Source organism: Kitasatospora albolonga, assembly GCF_039535905.1.
Classification (GTDB): domain Bacteria; phylum Actinomycetota; class Actinomycetes; order Streptomycetales; family Streptomycetaceae; genus Kitasatospora; species Kitasatospora albolonga.
The window spans coordinates 42,720-57,834 of record NZ_BAAAYB010000002.1 but is presented as its reverse complement, the minus strand read 5'-3'; the positions used below and the strand labels follow the sequence as shown (position 1 = coordinate 57,834).

The 15,115-nt window shown below is 72.0% G+C and carries 13 protein-coding genes; 11 read left to right on the top strand and 2 right to left on the bottom strand.

What is annotated here, in order from left to right; translation table 11 throughout:
• The first annotated feature begins 8 nt into the window (after positions 1–8).
• The 3 genes from ABD946_RS00400 (at position 9) to lpdA (ending at position 3,927) form a co-directional block, all read left to right on the top strand.
• A complete protein-coding gene (locus ABD946_RS00400; RefSeq protein ID WP_345278864.1) occupies positions 9–1,499 on the top strand; it encodes an NADH-quinone oxidoreductase subunit N in 1,491 nt (496 codons plus the stop codon).
• Positions 1,500–1,603: 104 nt separating this feature from the next.
• Entirely contained in the window at positions 1,604–2,467 is an 864-nt protein-coding gene (gene htpX, locus ABD946_RS00395) for a zinc metalloprotease HtpX (protein ID WP_345278862.1), read from the top strand.
• Positions 2,468–2,514: 47 nt separating this feature from the next.
• Positions 2,515–3,927 carry a dihydrolipoyl dehydrogenase gene (gene lpdA / locus ABD946_RS00390; RefSeq protein ID WP_345278860.1) on the top strand — a complete coding sequence of 471 codons (1,413 nt, stop codon included), beginning with the start codon at positions 2,515–2,517 and terminating at the stop codon, positions 3,925–3,927.
• A gap of 40 nt (positions 3,928–3,967) precedes the next feature.
• Here the strand turns inward: lpdA and ABD946_RS00385 are convergent, their stop codons facing one another.
• On the bottom strand, positions 3,968–4,408 hold the full coding sequence (locus ABD946_RS00385; protein ID WP_345278858.1) for a DUF7144 family membrane protein: 441 nt from the start codon (positions 4,406–4,408) through the stop codon (positions 3,968–3,970).
• Positions 4,409–4,552: 144 nt separating this feature from the next.
• Between ABD946_RS00385 and ABD946_RS00380 the strand changes: the two genes are divergently transcribed.
• Complete coding sequence (locus tag ABD946_RS00380) at positions 4,553–4,828, top strand: hypothetical protein (protein ID WP_345278856.1); 276 nt, start codon at positions 4,553–4,555, stop codon at positions 4,826–4,828.
• Here ABD946_RS00380 and ABD946_RS00375 read toward each other — a convergent pair.
• On the bottom strand, positions 4,817–5,728 hold the full coding sequence (locus ABD946_RS00375) for a carbohydrate kinase family protein (RefSeq protein WP_345278854.1): 912 nt from the start codon (positions 5,726–5,728) through the stop codon (positions 4,817–4,819). The genes ABD946_RS00380 and ABD946_RS00375 overlap by 12 nt on opposite strands.
• Before the next feature lie 344 nt (positions 5,729–6,072).
• Between ABD946_RS00375 and ABD946_RS00370 the strand changes: the two genes are divergently transcribed.
• The 7 genes from ABD946_RS00370 (at position 6,073) to ABD946_RS00340 (ending at position 15,089) form a co-directional block, all read left to right on the top strand.
• The gene (locus tag ABD946_RS00370; RefSeq protein ID WP_345278852.1) at positions 6,073–6,939 is read left to right on the top strand and encodes a helix-turn-helix domain-containing protein; all 867 of its coding nucleotides are present in this window, start codon (positions 6,073–6,075) and stop codon (positions 6,937–6,939) included.
• 205 nt (positions 6,940–7,144) lie between these two features.
• Positions 7,145–8,356, top strand: a complete 1,212-nt coding sequence (locus ABD946_RS00365; RefSeq protein WP_345278850.1) for a L,D-transpeptidase — start codon at positions 7,145–7,147, stop codon at positions 8,354–8,356.
• Positions 8,357–8,647: 291 nt separating this feature from the next.
• The gene (locus ABD946_RS00360; protein ID WP_345278848.1) at positions 8,648–9,121 is read left to right on the top strand and encodes a DoxX family membrane protein; all 474 of its coding nucleotides are present in this window, start codon (positions 8,648–8,650) and stop codon (positions 9,119–9,121) included.
• 212 nt (positions 9,122–9,333) lie between these two features.
• Entirely contained in the window at positions 9,334–11,214 is a 1,881-nt protein-coding gene (locus ABD946_RS00355; RefSeq protein WP_345278846.1) for an FAD/NAD(P)-binding protein, read from the top strand.
• Between the two features lie 158 nt (positions 11,215–11,372).
• Positions 11,373–12,908 carry a vanadium-dependent haloperoxidase gene (locus ABD946_RS00350; protein WP_345278844.1) on the top strand — a complete coding sequence of 512 codons (1,536 nt, stop codon included), beginning with the start codon at positions 11,373–11,375 and terminating at the stop codon, positions 12,906–12,908.
• A 93-nt stretch (positions 12,909–13,001) separates the two neighbouring features.
• Positions 13,002–13,406, top strand: coding sequence for an SHOCT domain-containing protein (locus ABD946_RS00345; RefSeq protein WP_345278842.1), 405 nt, complete (start codon positions 13,002–13,004; stop codon positions 13,404–13,406).
• Between the two features lie 90 nt (positions 13,407–13,496).
• Entirely contained in the window at positions 13,497–15,089 is a 1,593-nt protein-coding gene (locus tag ABD946_RS00340; protein ID WP_345278840.1) for an alpha/beta hydrolase, read from the top strand.
• Positions 15,090–15,115 lie beyond the last annotated feature (26 nt).

Below are 15,115 nucleotides of genomic sequence, written 5' to 3'. Positions count from 1 at the left end.
GGACCGCCATGACTCCTCTCGCCGCCGCCGACCCGGGCTCGCTGATCCAGTCCGTCGACTGGGTGGCGATCGCCCCGCCGCTGATCGCCGCGCTCGGGGCCCTGGTCGTGCTGGTGGCGGATCTCTTCCTGAAGGGGAGTCAGAAGCGGCTGCTCTCCTGGCTGGCGGGCGGGTCGCTCGTCCTCGCGCTGGCGGCCCTGCTGCCGCTCGCGCTCGGGGACACCCGCTCGACCTTCTGCATCACCGGCACCGGCTGCTCCTACGTGGCCGACGACTTCGCGCTGGTCTTCCAGCTGCTGGCGCTGGCCGGCGCCCTGCTGGTCACCCTGCTCTCCGTGCACACCGTCAGCTCGGAGCAGCTGCCCGGCGGCGAGTACTGGTTCCTGCTGCTGAGCAGCGCCGCCGGCGCCGCCCTGCTGCCCGCCTCCCGGGACCTGGCCACCCTGGTGGTCGCCCTGGAGGTCGTCACCCTGCCGTCCTTCGCGCTGGTCGCGCTGCGCCGGGACGGACGGGGCGCCGAGGCCGCGCTGAAGTTCTTCCTCTCCTCCGTCACGGCCACCGCCGTGATGCTGCTCGGCGTCGGCTTCGTCTACGCGGCCTCCGGCGGCCTGCACTTCACCGCCGTGGCCGAGGGCCTGACGCAGGCTCCGGCCCAGCTGCGCCACCTGGCCGAGGCGGGCGCGGTGCTCACCCTGGTCGGCTTCGCCTTCAAGACCGCCGCCGTGCCCTTCCACTTCTGGGTGCCGGACACCTACGTCGGCTCCCCGGTCCCCGTCGCCGGCTACCTCTCGGTGGTCGGCAAGGCGGCCGGTCTGGCGGGCCTCGCCCTGGTCACCACGCTGGCCTTCCGCCCGTACGGGCACACCTGGGGCCTGGTGCTCGCGGTGCTGGCCGCCGTCACCATGACCGCGGGCAACGTCGCCGCGCTGCGCCAGCGCGGCGCGGACCGGGACGGCGCCGTCCGGCTGCTCGCCTGGTCCTCCGTCAGCCAGGCCGGGTACCTGCTGGTGCCGCTGGCCGCCGCCGGGTACGCCGGGACGGCGGAGCCGGTCGGGGCGACCGCCGCGTACGCGCTGATCTACGGGGCCGTCAACCTCGGCGCCTTCGCCGTGGTCGCGGTCGCCGGGGGCGGCTCGCTGGACTCCTACCGGGGCCTGTTCGCCCGCAACCGCTGGTCCGCGCTGGCGCTGGCCTTCTTCCTGCTCTGCCTGGCGGGCCTGCCGCCGGGCGTGGTCGGCCTGTTCGGCAAGGTGGTGGTCTTCCGGGCCGCGGTGGACGCCGGCCTCGGCTGGCTGGCCGTGGTGATGGCGGCCAACGTCGTCATCGCCCTGTACTACTACCTCACCTGGACCGCGAAGCTCTTCGCCCCGGGCGAGGGGACGGCCCGTCAGGTGCCGGGCCCGCTCAAGGCGACCATCGCCCTGACGGCCGCGGCCGCCGGTGTGCTCTCCGTCGCTCCGCAGCTCGTCCTGCAGGTGGTCGGCGGGTCGCTGTTCTGACGTACCACCGGTGCTCAGGGAACGAAGGGCCCGTGCGGGCACGTTGATCCCGTAGTAGGGATGGGGTCAGAAGGGCTTCCCACCGCACCACCTGGAGGGCCTGCGTGCACCGGCACAACGGGTTGAGGACGGCCGCGCTGCTCGGCGGCCTGTCGGCGCTGATCCTGGTGATCGGCAGCTTCTTCGGCCGGGCGGGCTTCGTCCTCGCACTGCTGGTCGCCCTCGGCACCAACGCCTACGCGTACTGGAACAGCGACAAGCTCGCGCTGCGCGCCATGCGGGCCCGCCCGGTCAGCGAGATCGAGGCGCCGCGGCTGTACCGGATCGTCCGCGAGCTCTCCACCTCCGCCCGCCAGCCGATGCCCCGGCTCTACATCTCGCCCACCGAGGCGCCGAACGCCTTCGCCACCGGCCGGGACCCGCGGCACGCCGCCGTCTGCTGCACCGAGGGCATCCTGCGGCTGCTGGACGAGCGGGAGCTGCGCGGGGTGCTCGGGCACGAGCTCAGCCACGTCCACAACCGGGACATCCTGATCTCCTCGGTGGCCGGGGCGCTGGCCTCGGTGGTGATGTTCCTGGTCAACTTCGCCTGGCTGATCCCGTTCGGCCGCAGCGAGGACGACGACGGCCCGGGCCTGTTCGGGATGCTGGCGATGATGGTCCTCGGCCCGCTGGCCGCCTCCCTGATCCAACTGGCCGTCAGCCGCTCCCGGGAGTACCAGGCCGACGCCGACGGAGCCCGGATCACCGGGGACCCGCTGGCCCTCGCGAGTGCGCTGCGCAAGCTGGAGGGCGGCACCCAGCGCCTGCCGCTGCCGCCCGAGCCCGCACTGAAGACCGCCAGCCACATGATGATCGCCAGCCCGTTCCGGACCGGTGAGGCCGGCACCCGGCTGTTCTCCACCCACCCGCCGATGGCCGAGCGGATCTCCCGGCTGGAGCGGATGGCCGGAGAGCGGCTGCCGTGACAATCTGATCACCGCCCTCATTCCAGCCATCACAGGAGCACATCCGCATGAGCAGCGCAGCACACTACGACGTCGTCGTCCTCGGTGCCGGGCCCGGTGGCTACACCGCGGCCGTCCGCTCCGCCCAGCTGGGCCTGCGCACGGCCGTGATCGAGTCCAAGTACTGGGGCGGCGTCTGTCTGAACGTCGGCTGCATCCCGTCCAAGGCGCTGCTGCGCAACGCCGAGCTGGCGCACATCTTCACCAAGGAGGCCAAGACCTTCGGCATCAAGGTCGAGGGCTCGGTCAGCTTCGACTACACCGAGGCCTTCAAGCGCAGCCGCTCGGTGGCCGACGGCCGGGTCAAGGGCGTCCACTACCTGATGAAGAAGAACGGGATCACGGAGTACGACGGCCGTGGCACCTTCGTGGACGAGCACACCATCCAGGTCGCGCTGAACGGCGGCGGCTTCGAGGTCGTCACCTTCGACCACTGCGTCATCGCCACCGGCGCCTCCACCCGGCTGCTCCCCGGCACCAGCCTGAGCGACCGGGTGGTGACGTACGAGGAGCAGATCCTCACCGACCAGCTGCCCGGCTCCATCATCATCGCGGGCGCCGGCGCGATCGGCGTCGAGTTCGCCTACGTGCTGCACAACTACGGCGTGCAGGTCACCATCGTCGAGTTCCTCGACCGGATGGTGCCGCTGGAGGACGCCGAGGTCTCGGCCGAGCTGGCGAAGCAGTACAAGAAGCTGGGCATCCAGGTGCTCACCTCCACCCGGGTCGAGTCGATCGACGACAGCGACCCGGCGGCCAAGGTGAAGGTCACCGTCACCAAGGACGGCGTCCAGCAGGTGCTGGAGGCCGACAAGGTGCTCCAGGCGATCGGCTTCGCGCCGCGCACCCAGGGCTACGGCCTGGAGAACACCGGGGTCAAGCTCACCGACCGCGGTGCGATCGCGGTCGACGGCCGGGGCCGCACCAGCGTGGACCACATCTTCGCGATCGGTGACGTCACCGCCAAGCTGATGCTGGCCCACGCGGCCGAGGCGATGGCCGTGATCGCGGCCGAGACCATCGGTGACGCGGAGACCATGGAGGTGGACTTCGCGATGATCCCGCGCGCCACCTACTGCCAGCCGCAGATCGCCAGCTTCGGCTACACCGAGGCCCAGGCCCGCGAGCTCGGGTACGCGGTGAAGGTCTCCAAGTTCCCGTTCACCGCCAACGGCAAGGCGCACGGGCTCGGCCACCCGGTCGGCTTCGTCAAGGTGATCAGCGACGAGACCCACGGCGAGCTGCTCGGCGCCCACATGATCGGCCCCGAGGTCACCGAGCTGCTGCCCGAGCTGACGCTGGCCCAGCAGTGGGACCTCACCGTGCACGAGGTGGCCCGCAACGTGCATGCCCACCCGACGCTCGGCGAGGCCGTCAAGGAGGCCGTGCACGGCCTGGCCGGCCACATGATCAACATGTGACCGGCCGGTTGGTCTGGGCCCTTCGCGCAGCCGCCGCGCGTCAGTCGCGGAAGGTGCAGAGGGCCCAGACCACGAAGGCGTCGATCGCGATGGCGATCAGCGACCAGAGCGGGTAGTAGGGCAGGAACAGGAAGTTCAGCACCAGGTGCAGCGAGACCAGCGCGATGCCGAGCACCCGGGCCCAGGCCGCGCCGGTGAGGATCCCGAAGCCGACCGCGGCGAGCACCACGCCGAGCAGCAGGTGGATCCAGCCCCAGGACGTCAGGCTGAACGAGAAGGTGTAGTTCGGGGTGGTCAGGTAGACGTCGTCCTTGGCGAGCGCCACCACGCCCTGCATGATCCCGATCACCCCGCTGACCACCATCATCACGCCGGCGAACAGCACCAGGCCGGTGACCGCCCCGGAGTTCGACCGGCGCGCACCGCCCGGTGCGGGGACGGGGCCTGACGGATCGTAGAGCGGGCCGGATGCCTGGGCCATGGCTGCCTCCTGGGGCGAACTGACGGAGTGCCAGTTTTGTCCCAGTATGTGAGGGGCACCGGTGGACGGCACCCCGGACGGGGCGGCGGATGGACGGCCCCTCGGGGGCGCGGGACGATGGAGACCCCAGGAGAGGGGTGCGGTATGCGCCGTCACCGATTTCACCGCGACCACGGCGGGCACTCGGTCACCGTCTTCCTCCGGCAGGGCCTGCACACCGAGGCCGAGCTGCTGGTCGACGGCAAGGAGGTCGGCAGCACCCGGCTGACCGGCCGCGGCCCCTGGACCCTGGACGACTCCCTCCCCGAGGACCCGCCGGTGCCGTTCACCGTCCGGATCAGCCCGAGCGACCCGCCGGTCTGCGTCCTGGAGGTCGCCGGGGCCGCGCACCCGATGCCGCCGGTGCTCTCAGGCCGATAGCTCCGCGGCGGTCGGCGGGTTGGCGCCGGCCCGGGAGACGGTGAGGGAGGCGGCGCGGCCCGCGTAGCGCAGCAGCCAGGTCAGCTCCCGCTGGTCGAGCACCGCCAGTGCCGGGCGGGCCGCCGCCCCGAGCAGTCCCCGGGAGGCGAGCCGGTCCAGCACCGCCGCCGTGAACGAGTCCCCCGCCCCGACCGTGTCCACCACCTCGGCCGGGGCGGCGCCCTGCTCGGCCCCGGCGTACCGGGTGTACGCGGCGGAGCCGGCGGCGCCCCTGGTCACCAGCACCACGGCCGGGCCCAGCGCCAGCCAGTGCTCGGCCACCTCGCGCTCGGCCCTCCCCGGGTAGAGCCAGGCCAGGTCCTCGTCGCTGGCCTTCACCAGGTCGGCCACCGCGACGCAGCGCTCCACCTTCGGCAGGGCCTCGGCGGGGGAGCCGAGCAGGGCGGGGCGGACGTTGGGGTCGTAGCTGACGGTGGCTCCGGCGGCGCGCATCCGCTCCGCGAGGGCCAGCACCGCCGCCGCCCCGGGCTCCAGCAGGGCGGCGACCGAACCCAGGTGCAGGTGGTCGGCCGGCGCCACCCCGGTGTCGGTGAGGGTCCAGCGCACGTCCAGGTCGTAGGAGGGCTGCCCGTCCGGCCCGAGGGTCACCACGGCGGTGGGGGTCGGCACCCCGTCCTGACCGTCCGTCAGCAGCTCCACCCCGGCGCCGCGCAGGTGATCCGCGATCAGCCCGCCGACGGGGTCGGCCCCGAGCTGCGTCAGCAGGGCGGCCCGCCGCCCCAGCCGGGCCAGCCCGTACGCGACGTTCGCCGGGCTCCCCCCGGCGTGCACGACGTCCTCCCGGCCGGGCTTCCGGACGATGTCCGCCACGCTCTCCCCGACCACCACGAACGAACTCATCCCGCCACGGTACCGGCGCACCGGACCGCCCGGGGCGGGTCTCTGCCGATGTGCGGCTCCGCCGCGTGGGCGCGGGGTTGGTGGTCACCCCGGGGGCGCGAGGAACTGCGCGAATCGGAAGGCGACGACCCAGGTGCCGGGTACGGACAGCCACTTGCAGGTGAGGCCCCGTTCCCGGCACACGGGTCTCCTCCTTCCGATTCGCGCAGTTCCTCGCGCCCCTGGGCGGGTGCCCTGCCGGGCGGGAGCGCGCCCCTGAGCGCCCTCCGGGCGTCGGATGCCCCTGGGCGGGCAGTTCGTGCGGCGTTATGTTGGTCGCTCCTGGGGCGGGAGGGGCGTGGGTGGTGAGCACGGAGGAGGAGGCGGCCCGGCGGTACGGGGCGGCCGGGGCGGCGGAGGGGGCCGGGCTCGCGGCCGTGCTGGCGGGGTACCGGCGGGTGTGTCCGGGGGAGGGTCCTGCCGAGGTGCTGGCGGCCCTGGTGCACGGGCACCGGGAGGTCCTGGCCGCCCGGGAGCGGCTGGTGCGGCTGGCGGCCGGGGAGGGCCCGGAGGAGGAGCTGCGGGCGGGGGCCGAGCGGGCCGGGTTCGATCCGGCGGGCTCCTTCCAGGCCTGGCTGGCCGGCCGCGCGGCGGCCGCCCCGGGGGAGGAGGGGGCGGAGCGGCTGCGCGAGCGGTTGGGCCGGGTGCCGGGCCGGTTCGCGCTGGAGGCCGCGGAGCCGGAGCGCCGGCTGATCCTCGGTCAGGGCGCCGAGGAGCGGGCCGTGACGGCGCTGCTCGGCGGCGGCTGCGTGGCCGTCGGCCTGGAGCGGATCGGCCCGCAGGCGGCCCGCCGCTCGGTGCGCGACGCCCGCGCCGCGCACCGCCTGGCGGCGGGGCGCCCGGGCACGTGGCGGTACGCGGAGCTGTGGCCGCTGGCCGTGACGGCCGCCGCGGTGGACCGGCTGGACCCGCTGCTCGCCCCGGCGGTGGCGGCGGCCCGGACGTACCCGCACCTGGCCGAGGCGGTCCGGGCGTTCGCCGACCACGGCTTCGACCCGGTGGCGGCGGCCCGCGCCCTGCGGCTGCGGCCGGAGGCGTTGGAGCACCAGCTGCTCCGCTGGCGCAGGCTCACCGGCGCCGACGTCCGGACCCTCCCGGGCCTGACGGCCTCCCGGGCCGCCGTCGAGCTGGCCGCCGCCGAGCCCTGCGTCCGGCCGCCGGGGGAGTGGTGAGGGGACCCCGCCCGTCGCCGCCGAGGAATCGGGCCGCATGATGGGCCGGAGACCCGGCCCGGCCGCCGGGCGTTCACCGAGCCGTCGTGGGGCGGTCCGTGCAGCTGTTGCCCATTCGTGACCGAGACCGGGTCGCCTGACGCAACCTTCACCACCCGTGTGGACGTATACAGAGACCGTAGGGCGATGTGTGGGGAGTGTACGGATGAGGCGGGCAGACAGGGCCCTGGTGGCCGGCGTGGTCGGCGGCGTGCTGATGCTGACGGCTGCGTGCAGCGGTAGCACCGGCGGTGGCAGCGGCGGCAGTGGCGGCGACGGGGCCGGCAAGCCGTCGGCGGAGCCGTCGAAGACCTCGGCGGCCGTGGTGAGCGTGGAGCCGGCGGACGGGACCAAGGAGGTCAAGCCGTCCGGCGCGCTGAAGGTCGCGGTCGCGGGCGGGAAGCTGACCACCGTCAAGGTGACCGGCAAGGACGGCGCCGAGGTGCCGGGCGAGCTGACCGCGGACGGCCTGGGCTGGGCCCCGAAGAACAACCTGGCGGTCTCCACCGAGTACCAGGTGGACGCCCAGGCGGTGGACGACAAGGGCGTGGCGACCAGCAAGAAGAGCAGCTTCACCACGCTGACCCCGAAGAAGGGCGCGGGCCCCCGGGACAACGTGGCGGAGAACCAGACCTACGGCGTCGGCATGATCGTCTCGCTCACCTTCACCACCCCGGTGAAGGACAAGGAGGCGGTGGAGAAGGCGGTCACCTTCCAGACCGCCGACAACGCCGTGGTGAAGGCGCACTGGTTCGGCACCCAGCGGGTGGACTTCCGCCCGGAGAAGTTCTGGAAGTCGAACAGCAAGGTGACGGTCAAGTACAACCTCAAGAGCGTGGAGACCTCGCCCGGCGTCTACGGCGAGGTGGACAGCAGCCAGACCTTCACCATCGGCCGCTCCCGGGTGAGCGTCGCGGACGCCGAGTCCAAGCAGATGGTGGTGACGGAGGAGGGCAAGGCGCCGTTCACCGTGCCGATCAGCGCCGGTGCCACCTCGCCGGCCTCCCAGAACACCTTCAACGGGACCATGGTGGTGATGGCCAAGGAGGGCACCACCGTCATGGACTCCAGCACGGTGGCCAACCACGAGGGGCCGGCCTACAAGGTCGAGATGCCGCACGCGCTGCGGCTCACCCCGACCGGCACCTACGTGCACGGCAAGAACGTGGCCCGGTCGGTCTTCGGCAGCCAGAACACCAGCCACGGCTGCATCGGTCTGTACGACACGGCCGGTGACGGTTCGTCGGACACCCCGGCGGGCAGCTTCTACGACGCCTCGATCGTCGGCGACGTGGTGACCGTGAAGAACTCCGTCGGCAAGCAGGTGGACCCGTCGAACGGCATGAGCGGCTGGAACATCGACTGGAGCAAGTGGTGATGACGGCGCGTCAGCGCTAGCGCGCCGCCTCGGGCGGGGGTGCCCATCGGGTTTGCCGGGCACCCCCCATCGAAGGGACGAACGGCCACGGGTCGTGCGTGGACCGTACATTTGTGGGAGTAGAACCCCACAGGAAATGGAGACGGAGTACCAACGCTTTCCATTTCGGTGCGGACTCCCTGTCCCTCGGAATTCCCGAGAAAGCGAGAACCCGATATGACCACGACCGGAGAGCGTGCATCCGCCGCCCCGATCAGAAGGCGCCTCCGCGCTGAATTCCTCCCTGTCAGCGTGGAGGCCCGACTCTCGCTGATGCTCCGGGTGAGCGTGGCCCTGGTGTTCATCTGGTTCGGCCTGCCGAAGTTCTGGCCCGGGCTCAGCCCGGCCGAGCCGCTGGCGGTCCGCACCACGGAGGCGCTGACCTTCGGGGTGCTGCACGGGCACCTCGCCTGCGTGCTGATCGCGGTCTTCGAGGTCGGCTTCGGCCTCCTCTTACTGACCGGCCGGATCCCGCGGCTCACCTACCTGGCCTTCCTCGGCCACATGGCCGGGACGGCCACCCCGCTGATCCTGTTCCCCGAGGTCACCTGGGTGATGCCGACGGTCGGCACGTTGGAGGGCCAGTACATCCTGAAGAACGCGGTGCTGATCGCGGCGGTGACCTCCGCCCTGGTGCTGACCCGTCAGGACCAGCGTCAGCACCTGCAGCTCCGGCAGCAGATCGAGGAGCTGGAGCACGCCCGGCCAGCCACCGTCGCGGCCTGACCGACCCTCGTACCACCGCCCCGCACCACCCTCCCGTGACCGGGGGACGGCAATGACGCCGTCCTCCGGTTCTTGCATTTCCCGGGGGAATTGCCGGAATGCGATCACCGGATTGTCCGCGATCCCCCATCGGCGGCACCGGGGAACAATTCAGCGAATTCGGCCATACGTTTGTGTCATCGAACCGGAACCCCTCACCAAGGACGGAAACCGTGACCACGAACGCCACTGCCACCGAGCCCCTCTCCATCGCCATCGTCGGTTCCGGTCCGCGCGGCCTCTCGGTCCTGGAGCGCCTGGCCGCCCGGCTGAACGGCGGCGAACTGAGCGGCCGTCAGGTCCGCATCCACGTGATCGACGCGGTGGAGGTCGGCTCGGGGCGGGTGTGGCGCACGGACCAGGACGACTGGTTCACGATGAACACGGTGGTCGGCCAGGTGACGATGTACTCCGGTGACCCGGACGGCGGCCCGGCCCGCCCCGGCGCCGGCCCCTCGCTGGGTCAGTGGATCGCCGAGCGGGCCAGAACCCACGGCGAGCCGCTGCTGGGCCCGGACGACTACGCCTCCCGGCAGCGCTACGGCCAGTACCAGCAGGCCGTCTACCGCAGCATCCTGGCGAGCCTGCCGGAGCGGGTCCAGGTGGTCGAGCTGAACGGCCGGGTGGAGCACGTCGTGCCGCGCGGCGCCGGCGGCCACGTGCTCCGGGTGGACCTCGCCCCGTACCACGTGCCCTACCTGATCGAGGCCGACAAGGTGCTGCTGGCGACCGGTCACCCGACCAACCAGCCCGACGAGTTCGAGCAGCGGATGCTCGCCTTCACCGAGCGCCACCCCGGCACCGCCTACCTGTGCGGGGACTCCGCCGCCGACATGGCGCTGGACAAGGACACCATCGCCCCCGGCTCGACGGTCGCCATCCGCGGCCTCGGCCTCTCCTTCTACGACGTGATGCTCAGCCTGACCATCGGCCGCGGCGGCACCTTCGAGACCGACGCGGACGGCACCCTGCGCTACCTGGCCAGCGGCCTGGAGCCGAAGATCGTCACCGGCTCGCGCAGCGGCCTGCCGATCCCGGCCCGCGGCCGCAACCAGAAGGACCCCGACCACACCCACACGCCGGTCTTCCTCACCAAGCAGGCGGTGGCCGAGGCCCGGGACCGCCGGCTGGCCGAGACCGGCAGCGGCCAGCTGGTCTTCAACGAGGACGTGCTGCCGCTGCTGATGCGGGAGGTGGAGCACGTCCACCAGGAGGTGCACCGCCGCAGCGGCGCCACCACCCCGGCCGAGCCGATCGACCTGCAGAAGCTGGCCCGCCCGTTCCAGGGCGAACTGTTCGCCGACGGCCGGGAGTTCCGGGCCCGTCTGCTGGAGGTGATGCGGGCCGACCTGGCCGCCGCCGAGCAGGGCAACGCCGAGGGCCCGCTGAAGGCCGCGCTGGACGTGCTGCGCGACATCCGCAACGTGGTGCGCGAGGCGGTGGACTTCGGCGGTCTGCGTCCGGACAGCTACGCCCGCGAGTTCCAGCGCGACTTCCTGCCCGTCAACTCGCTGCTCTCGGCCGGCCCGCCGATCGCCCGGGTCGAGCAGCTGGTCGCCCTGATCGAGGCCGGGGTGGTCGAGGTGGCCGGCCCCGCGACGGACTTCGCCGCCGACGAGCAGAGCGGCACCTTCCGGATCTCCTCCCCGCAGGTGAACGGCTCCGAGCGGACCGCCACCGCGCTGATCGACGCCCGCATCCCCACCCCCGACCTCTACCGCGACTCCTCCCCGCTGACCCGCTCCCTGCTGGCCGACGGCACCATCGGCGAGTACCGGCACGTCGACGAGGTGAGCGGCGAGATCGTCTACACCGGTGGCCTGAACGTCACCCGGGCCCCGTTCCACCTGATCGCCGCCGACGGCACCGTCCACCGGGACCTGTACGCGCTGGGCATCCCGACCGAGCACACCCGCTGGTTCACCCAGGTCGGCAGCGGCAAGCCGGGCCTCAACACCCTCTTCCGCCAGGACGCCGACGCGATCGCCTCCGACATGCTGAGCACCGCCGACCGCGCCCCGCTGCGGTCCCTCACCTCGGCGGCCGCCCGCTGACCCACCCGGCACCACCGCTGAACTGCCCTTCCACCGGAAAGGAAAACGGCCCCTCCGGTCGGCTCTGACGAAGTGTCGGAAGCCGACTGGAGGGGCCGTCGCGCGTCGGTCGAGAGTGTCCCGCGTCTGAGGTTCACCCGATCGAAGGGAAGCGGTAGATGCGATCCACCCTCGCCACCGGCCTGCGCCGGAGCACCGTCCTGGCCCTGGCGGCCGTCCTGTCCGTCACCACCCTGGCCACCGGAGTGGCCGGCGCGGCCGAGGACACCACCGACTCGGCCGCCAGCCAGTTCGCCCTGCAGGAGAGCTGGGCCGAGTTCGAGGACGGCGGGGCCAACCTGCTGCTCGCCTGGAACGAGAAGACCGTCCAGGCGACCATCGCCCAGGTGGACCTGAACGGCGCCACCGGCATCCTCCCGCCGGTCGCCGCCCGCTACCACGCGATCGTCTCCACCTGTGCCTACGACGCCTGGGCCGCCTACGACGCCCGGGCGATCGGCACCCGGCTCGGCGGTCAGCTGCGCCAGGTCTGGTGGAAGCGCAGCTACGCCAACCGCAAGGCCGCCGTGGCGTACGCCTCGCACCGCGCGCTCAAGGACCTGTTCCCGCAGCAGACCGCGAGCTTCGACGCGCTGCTCCAGCAGCAGGGCTACGACCCGGCCAACGCCGAGGTCAACACCTACACCCCGGCCGGCATCGCGCACACCGCCTGCGACGCGGTGCTCAACTACCGCCACGGGGACGGGGCCAACCAGCTCGGCACCCCCGCCTACTCGGACCCGGGCAGCGGCTACACCCCGGTCAACCCGGCGCAGGACGTCAACGCCTTCGACAAGTCCAAGGTGGTCGCCCCGGACCGCTGGGCCCCGCTGATCGTCAACGGCGCGACCCAGAAGTTCGCCGGCCTCCAGTTCGCGGCCACCAAGCCGTACGCGCTGAAGAGCAACAGCCAGTTCCGCCCAATCGTCCCGCCGGCCTACGGCACCCCGGAGGCCAACGCCGCGGTCGAGGAGCTGCGCCAGATCAGCGCGGGCCTGACGGACCGCCAGAAGGCGATAGCCGAGTTCTGGATCGAGCCCAAGGAGGGCCCGACCGGTCACCAGAACCGCCAGGCCCAGTGGGTCGCCCGCCGCGACTTCCACACCCTGAGCCAGGACGTGAAGATGTTCTTCGGCCTCAACATGGCGATGGGCGACAGCGGCAACGCGGCCTGGGAGTCGAAGAAGTACTTCGACTACGCCCGCCCGCTGACCATGATCCGCTACGCCTACGACGGCCAGCAGATCCAGTCCTTCGGCGGCCCCGGCCAGGGCACCGTCACCATGGACGGCAAGAACTGGAAGTCCTACCTGCCGACCCCGGCCTTCGCCTCGTACATCTCCGGCCACTCGATCTGGGGCGCCACCTGGGGCGAGTACATGAAGCTGTGGACCGGCAGCGACGCCTACGGCGAGAGCGCCGTGGTCAAGGCCGGCAGCCTGAAGTACGACACCAACGCCCCGGCGGCCGACGTCACGCTGAAGTGGGACACCTTCAGCCAGGCGGCCGACGAGGACGGCATGTCCCGCCTCTACGGCGGTGTGCACTGGCGCTTCGACAAGGAGCAGGGCGCGGTGCTCGGCCGCAACGTGGCGAACAACGCGTACAACGTCGCCCGCCAGTACTTCGCCGGGATCACCCCGAACGTCGGCTGACCTCCCGGGCGTGGCGGCCCGATATGTCCAGAATGTCTCCCTATGATCGGATCGCCGTCCGCACGGTGCGGGCGGCGGTCCGAGGGAGTTCCGATGGACGATTACCCGCTGCTCAACCTCTTCTGGACGATGCTCTGGCTGTTCCTCTGGGTGCTCTGGTTCTTCCTGCTCTTCAAGGTGATCGGGGACATCTTCCGCGACCACTCGATGGGCGGCTGGGGCAAGGCGGGGTGGCTGATCTTCGTGATCCTGCTGCCCTACCTCGGGGTGCTGGTCTACCTGATCGCCCGCGGCAACTCGATGGCCCAGCGCGACCGCGAGCAGGTGCAGCGCAGCGAGGCCGCCTTCCGGTCCTACGTCCAGGAGGCCGCCGGACAGCAGACGGGCAGTCAGAAGCCCACCCAGGCCGACGAGTTGGCGAAGCTCGCGCAGCTGCGGAGCAACGGCACGCTGACCGAGGAGGAGTTCCAGCAGGCCAAGACCAAGCTGCTGGCCTGAAACGGAACCGATCACGCCCGGGGCCTTCCTCGACGATCTCCGAACTGGCATGCTGGCCGCGCCTGATTTGGACATGTCGAGGGGGGTTCCGTGTCTCGTGTCTGGAGTGCGGGCCTGGCTGCGGCCAGTGCCCTGCTGTTGGTCCCCGGTGTGGCCGTCGCCGCACCGTCCGCCGGAGGAGCTCCGGCCAAGGTCGACCCGGTGTCCTGGACACCCTGCAACCCCGATCCGAGCAAGCCGGATCCGGGCATCTACGACTGCGCCACCTACCCGGTGCCGCTGGACTACGCCAAGCCGAACGGCGAGAAGATCGGCATCGCCATGCTGCGCCGCCGGGCCTCCGACCCGGCCAACCGAATAGGCTCGCTCTTCCTCAACCCCGGCGGCCCGGGCGGCAGCGGCTACCTCTGGGCCACCACCACCCGCTTCCAGAAGAAGGTCCAGGACCGCTTCGACCTGGTCGGCTTCGACCCGCGCGGCGTGGCCCGCAGCAACCCGCTGCGCTGCTTCACCAGCAACGAGGAGTCCGACGCCCTCTGGGGCCGCGCCACCGGCGTCCCGGTCACCGCGGACGAGGTCCGCGACACCATGGCCGCCAACCGCGACTACGCGGCCGCCTGCGGCAAGAACGCCGGCCCGCTGATCAAGCACATGTCGACCATCAACGTGGTCCGCGACCTGGACCGGATGCGGCAGGCCGTCGGCGACGCCCAGCTCACCTTCGCGGGCTTCTCCTACGGCACCCTGATCGGCTCCACCTACGCCAACATGTACCCGTCCAAGGTCCGCGCCGTGATCGTCGACGGCAACGTCGACCCGCAGCTGCGCCTGGCCAACGGCCTGGAGTACGACCGCCAGCGCGCCGACGGCTTCGAGATCTCGCTGGACGCCTTCCTGGAGCACTGCGCCACCGCCGGGATCCAGCGCTGCGCCTTCGCCGGCGGCGACAACCGGGCCCGCTTCGACGCCATCCGGGACCACCTGCGCACCAGCCCGGTGACCCTGCCCAGCGGCGCCGTCGTCACCCTCTCGACCTTCACCAGCCAGGTCGCCAACGCGCTCTACGCGCAGACCCGGCTGGCCCCGCTGGCCAAGTCCATCCAGGACCTGGACACCGCGATCAACGCCCAGGGCGCCCGCTCGCTGACGGGCGGTCAGCCGTCCACCGGCGACGCCGACCAGCTGGCCGTCCAGGCCCCGAACGCGCTCCGGGAGGCCCCGGCCGAGACCCCGTACACCTCGGACGACTCCTACTACGGCGTCAACTGCCAGGACAAGCCGTACCCGCCGGTCCCGCAGCTCTTCCCGCTGGTGGCGAAGGCCTGGGAGAAGGAGTCCCCGACCTTCGGCCGCTACCAGGCCTTCGACGCGCCGCCGTGCGCCAGCTGGCCGGCCCCGGCGCTCACCTCCGAGCGCTACAGCGGCCCGTGGAACAAGAAGACCGCCAACACCGTGATGGTCATCGGCAACCTCTACGACCCGGCCACCCAGTACAAGTTCGCCCAGCGCATGCAGCGCGAGCTCGGCAACGCGGTCCTGGTCACCGTCGACTCCATCGAGCACTGCGCGGTCGGCCGCAGCGCCGCCCTCAACGCCCTGGTCACCGACTACCTGGTCGACAGGACCCCGCCGGCCCCGGGCCAGACCCTCAAGACGGACCTGGACCCCTTCCCGGCGGTCTGATCCGACGTCACCACCGCCGTGCCGCG

What these genes read in the sequence shown, in the direction of transcription:
- ABD946_RS00365 (WP_345278850.1), top strand. Translation starts at nt 7,145, where the DNA reads ATGAGGCGGGCAGACAGGGCCCTGGTGGCCGGCGTGGTCGGCGGCGTG.
- ABD946_RS00400 (WP_345278864.1), top strand. Translation starts at nt 9, where the DNA reads ATGACTCCTCTCGCCGCCGCCGACCCGGGCTCGCTGATCCAGTCCGTC.
- ABD946_RS00350 (WP_345278844.1), top strand. Translation starts at nt 11,373, where the DNA reads ATGCGATCCACCCTCGCCACCGGCCTGCGCCGGAGCACCGTCCTGGCC.
- ABD946_RS00345 (WP_345278842.1), top strand. Translation starts at nt 13,002, where the DNA reads ATGGACGATTACCCGCTGCTCAACCTCTTCTGGACGATGCTCTGGCTG.
- ABD946_RS00385 (WP_345278858.1), bottom strand. Translation starts at nt 4,408, where the DNA reads ATGGCCCAGGCATCCGGCCCGCTCTACGATCCGTCAGGCCCCGTCCCC.
- ABD946_RS00380 (WP_345278856.1), top strand. Translation starts at nt 4,553, where the DNA reads ATGCGCCGTCACCGATTTCACCGCGACCACGGCGGGCACTCGGTCACC.
- ABD946_RS00375 (WP_345278854.1), bottom strand. Translation starts at nt 5,728, where the DNA reads ATGAGTTCGTTCGTGGTGGTCGGGGAGAGCGTGGCGGACATCGTCCGG.
- lpdA (WP_345278860.1), top strand. Translation starts at nt 2,515, where the DNA reads ATGAGCAGCGCAGCACACTACGACGTCGTCGTCCTCGGTGCCGGGCCC.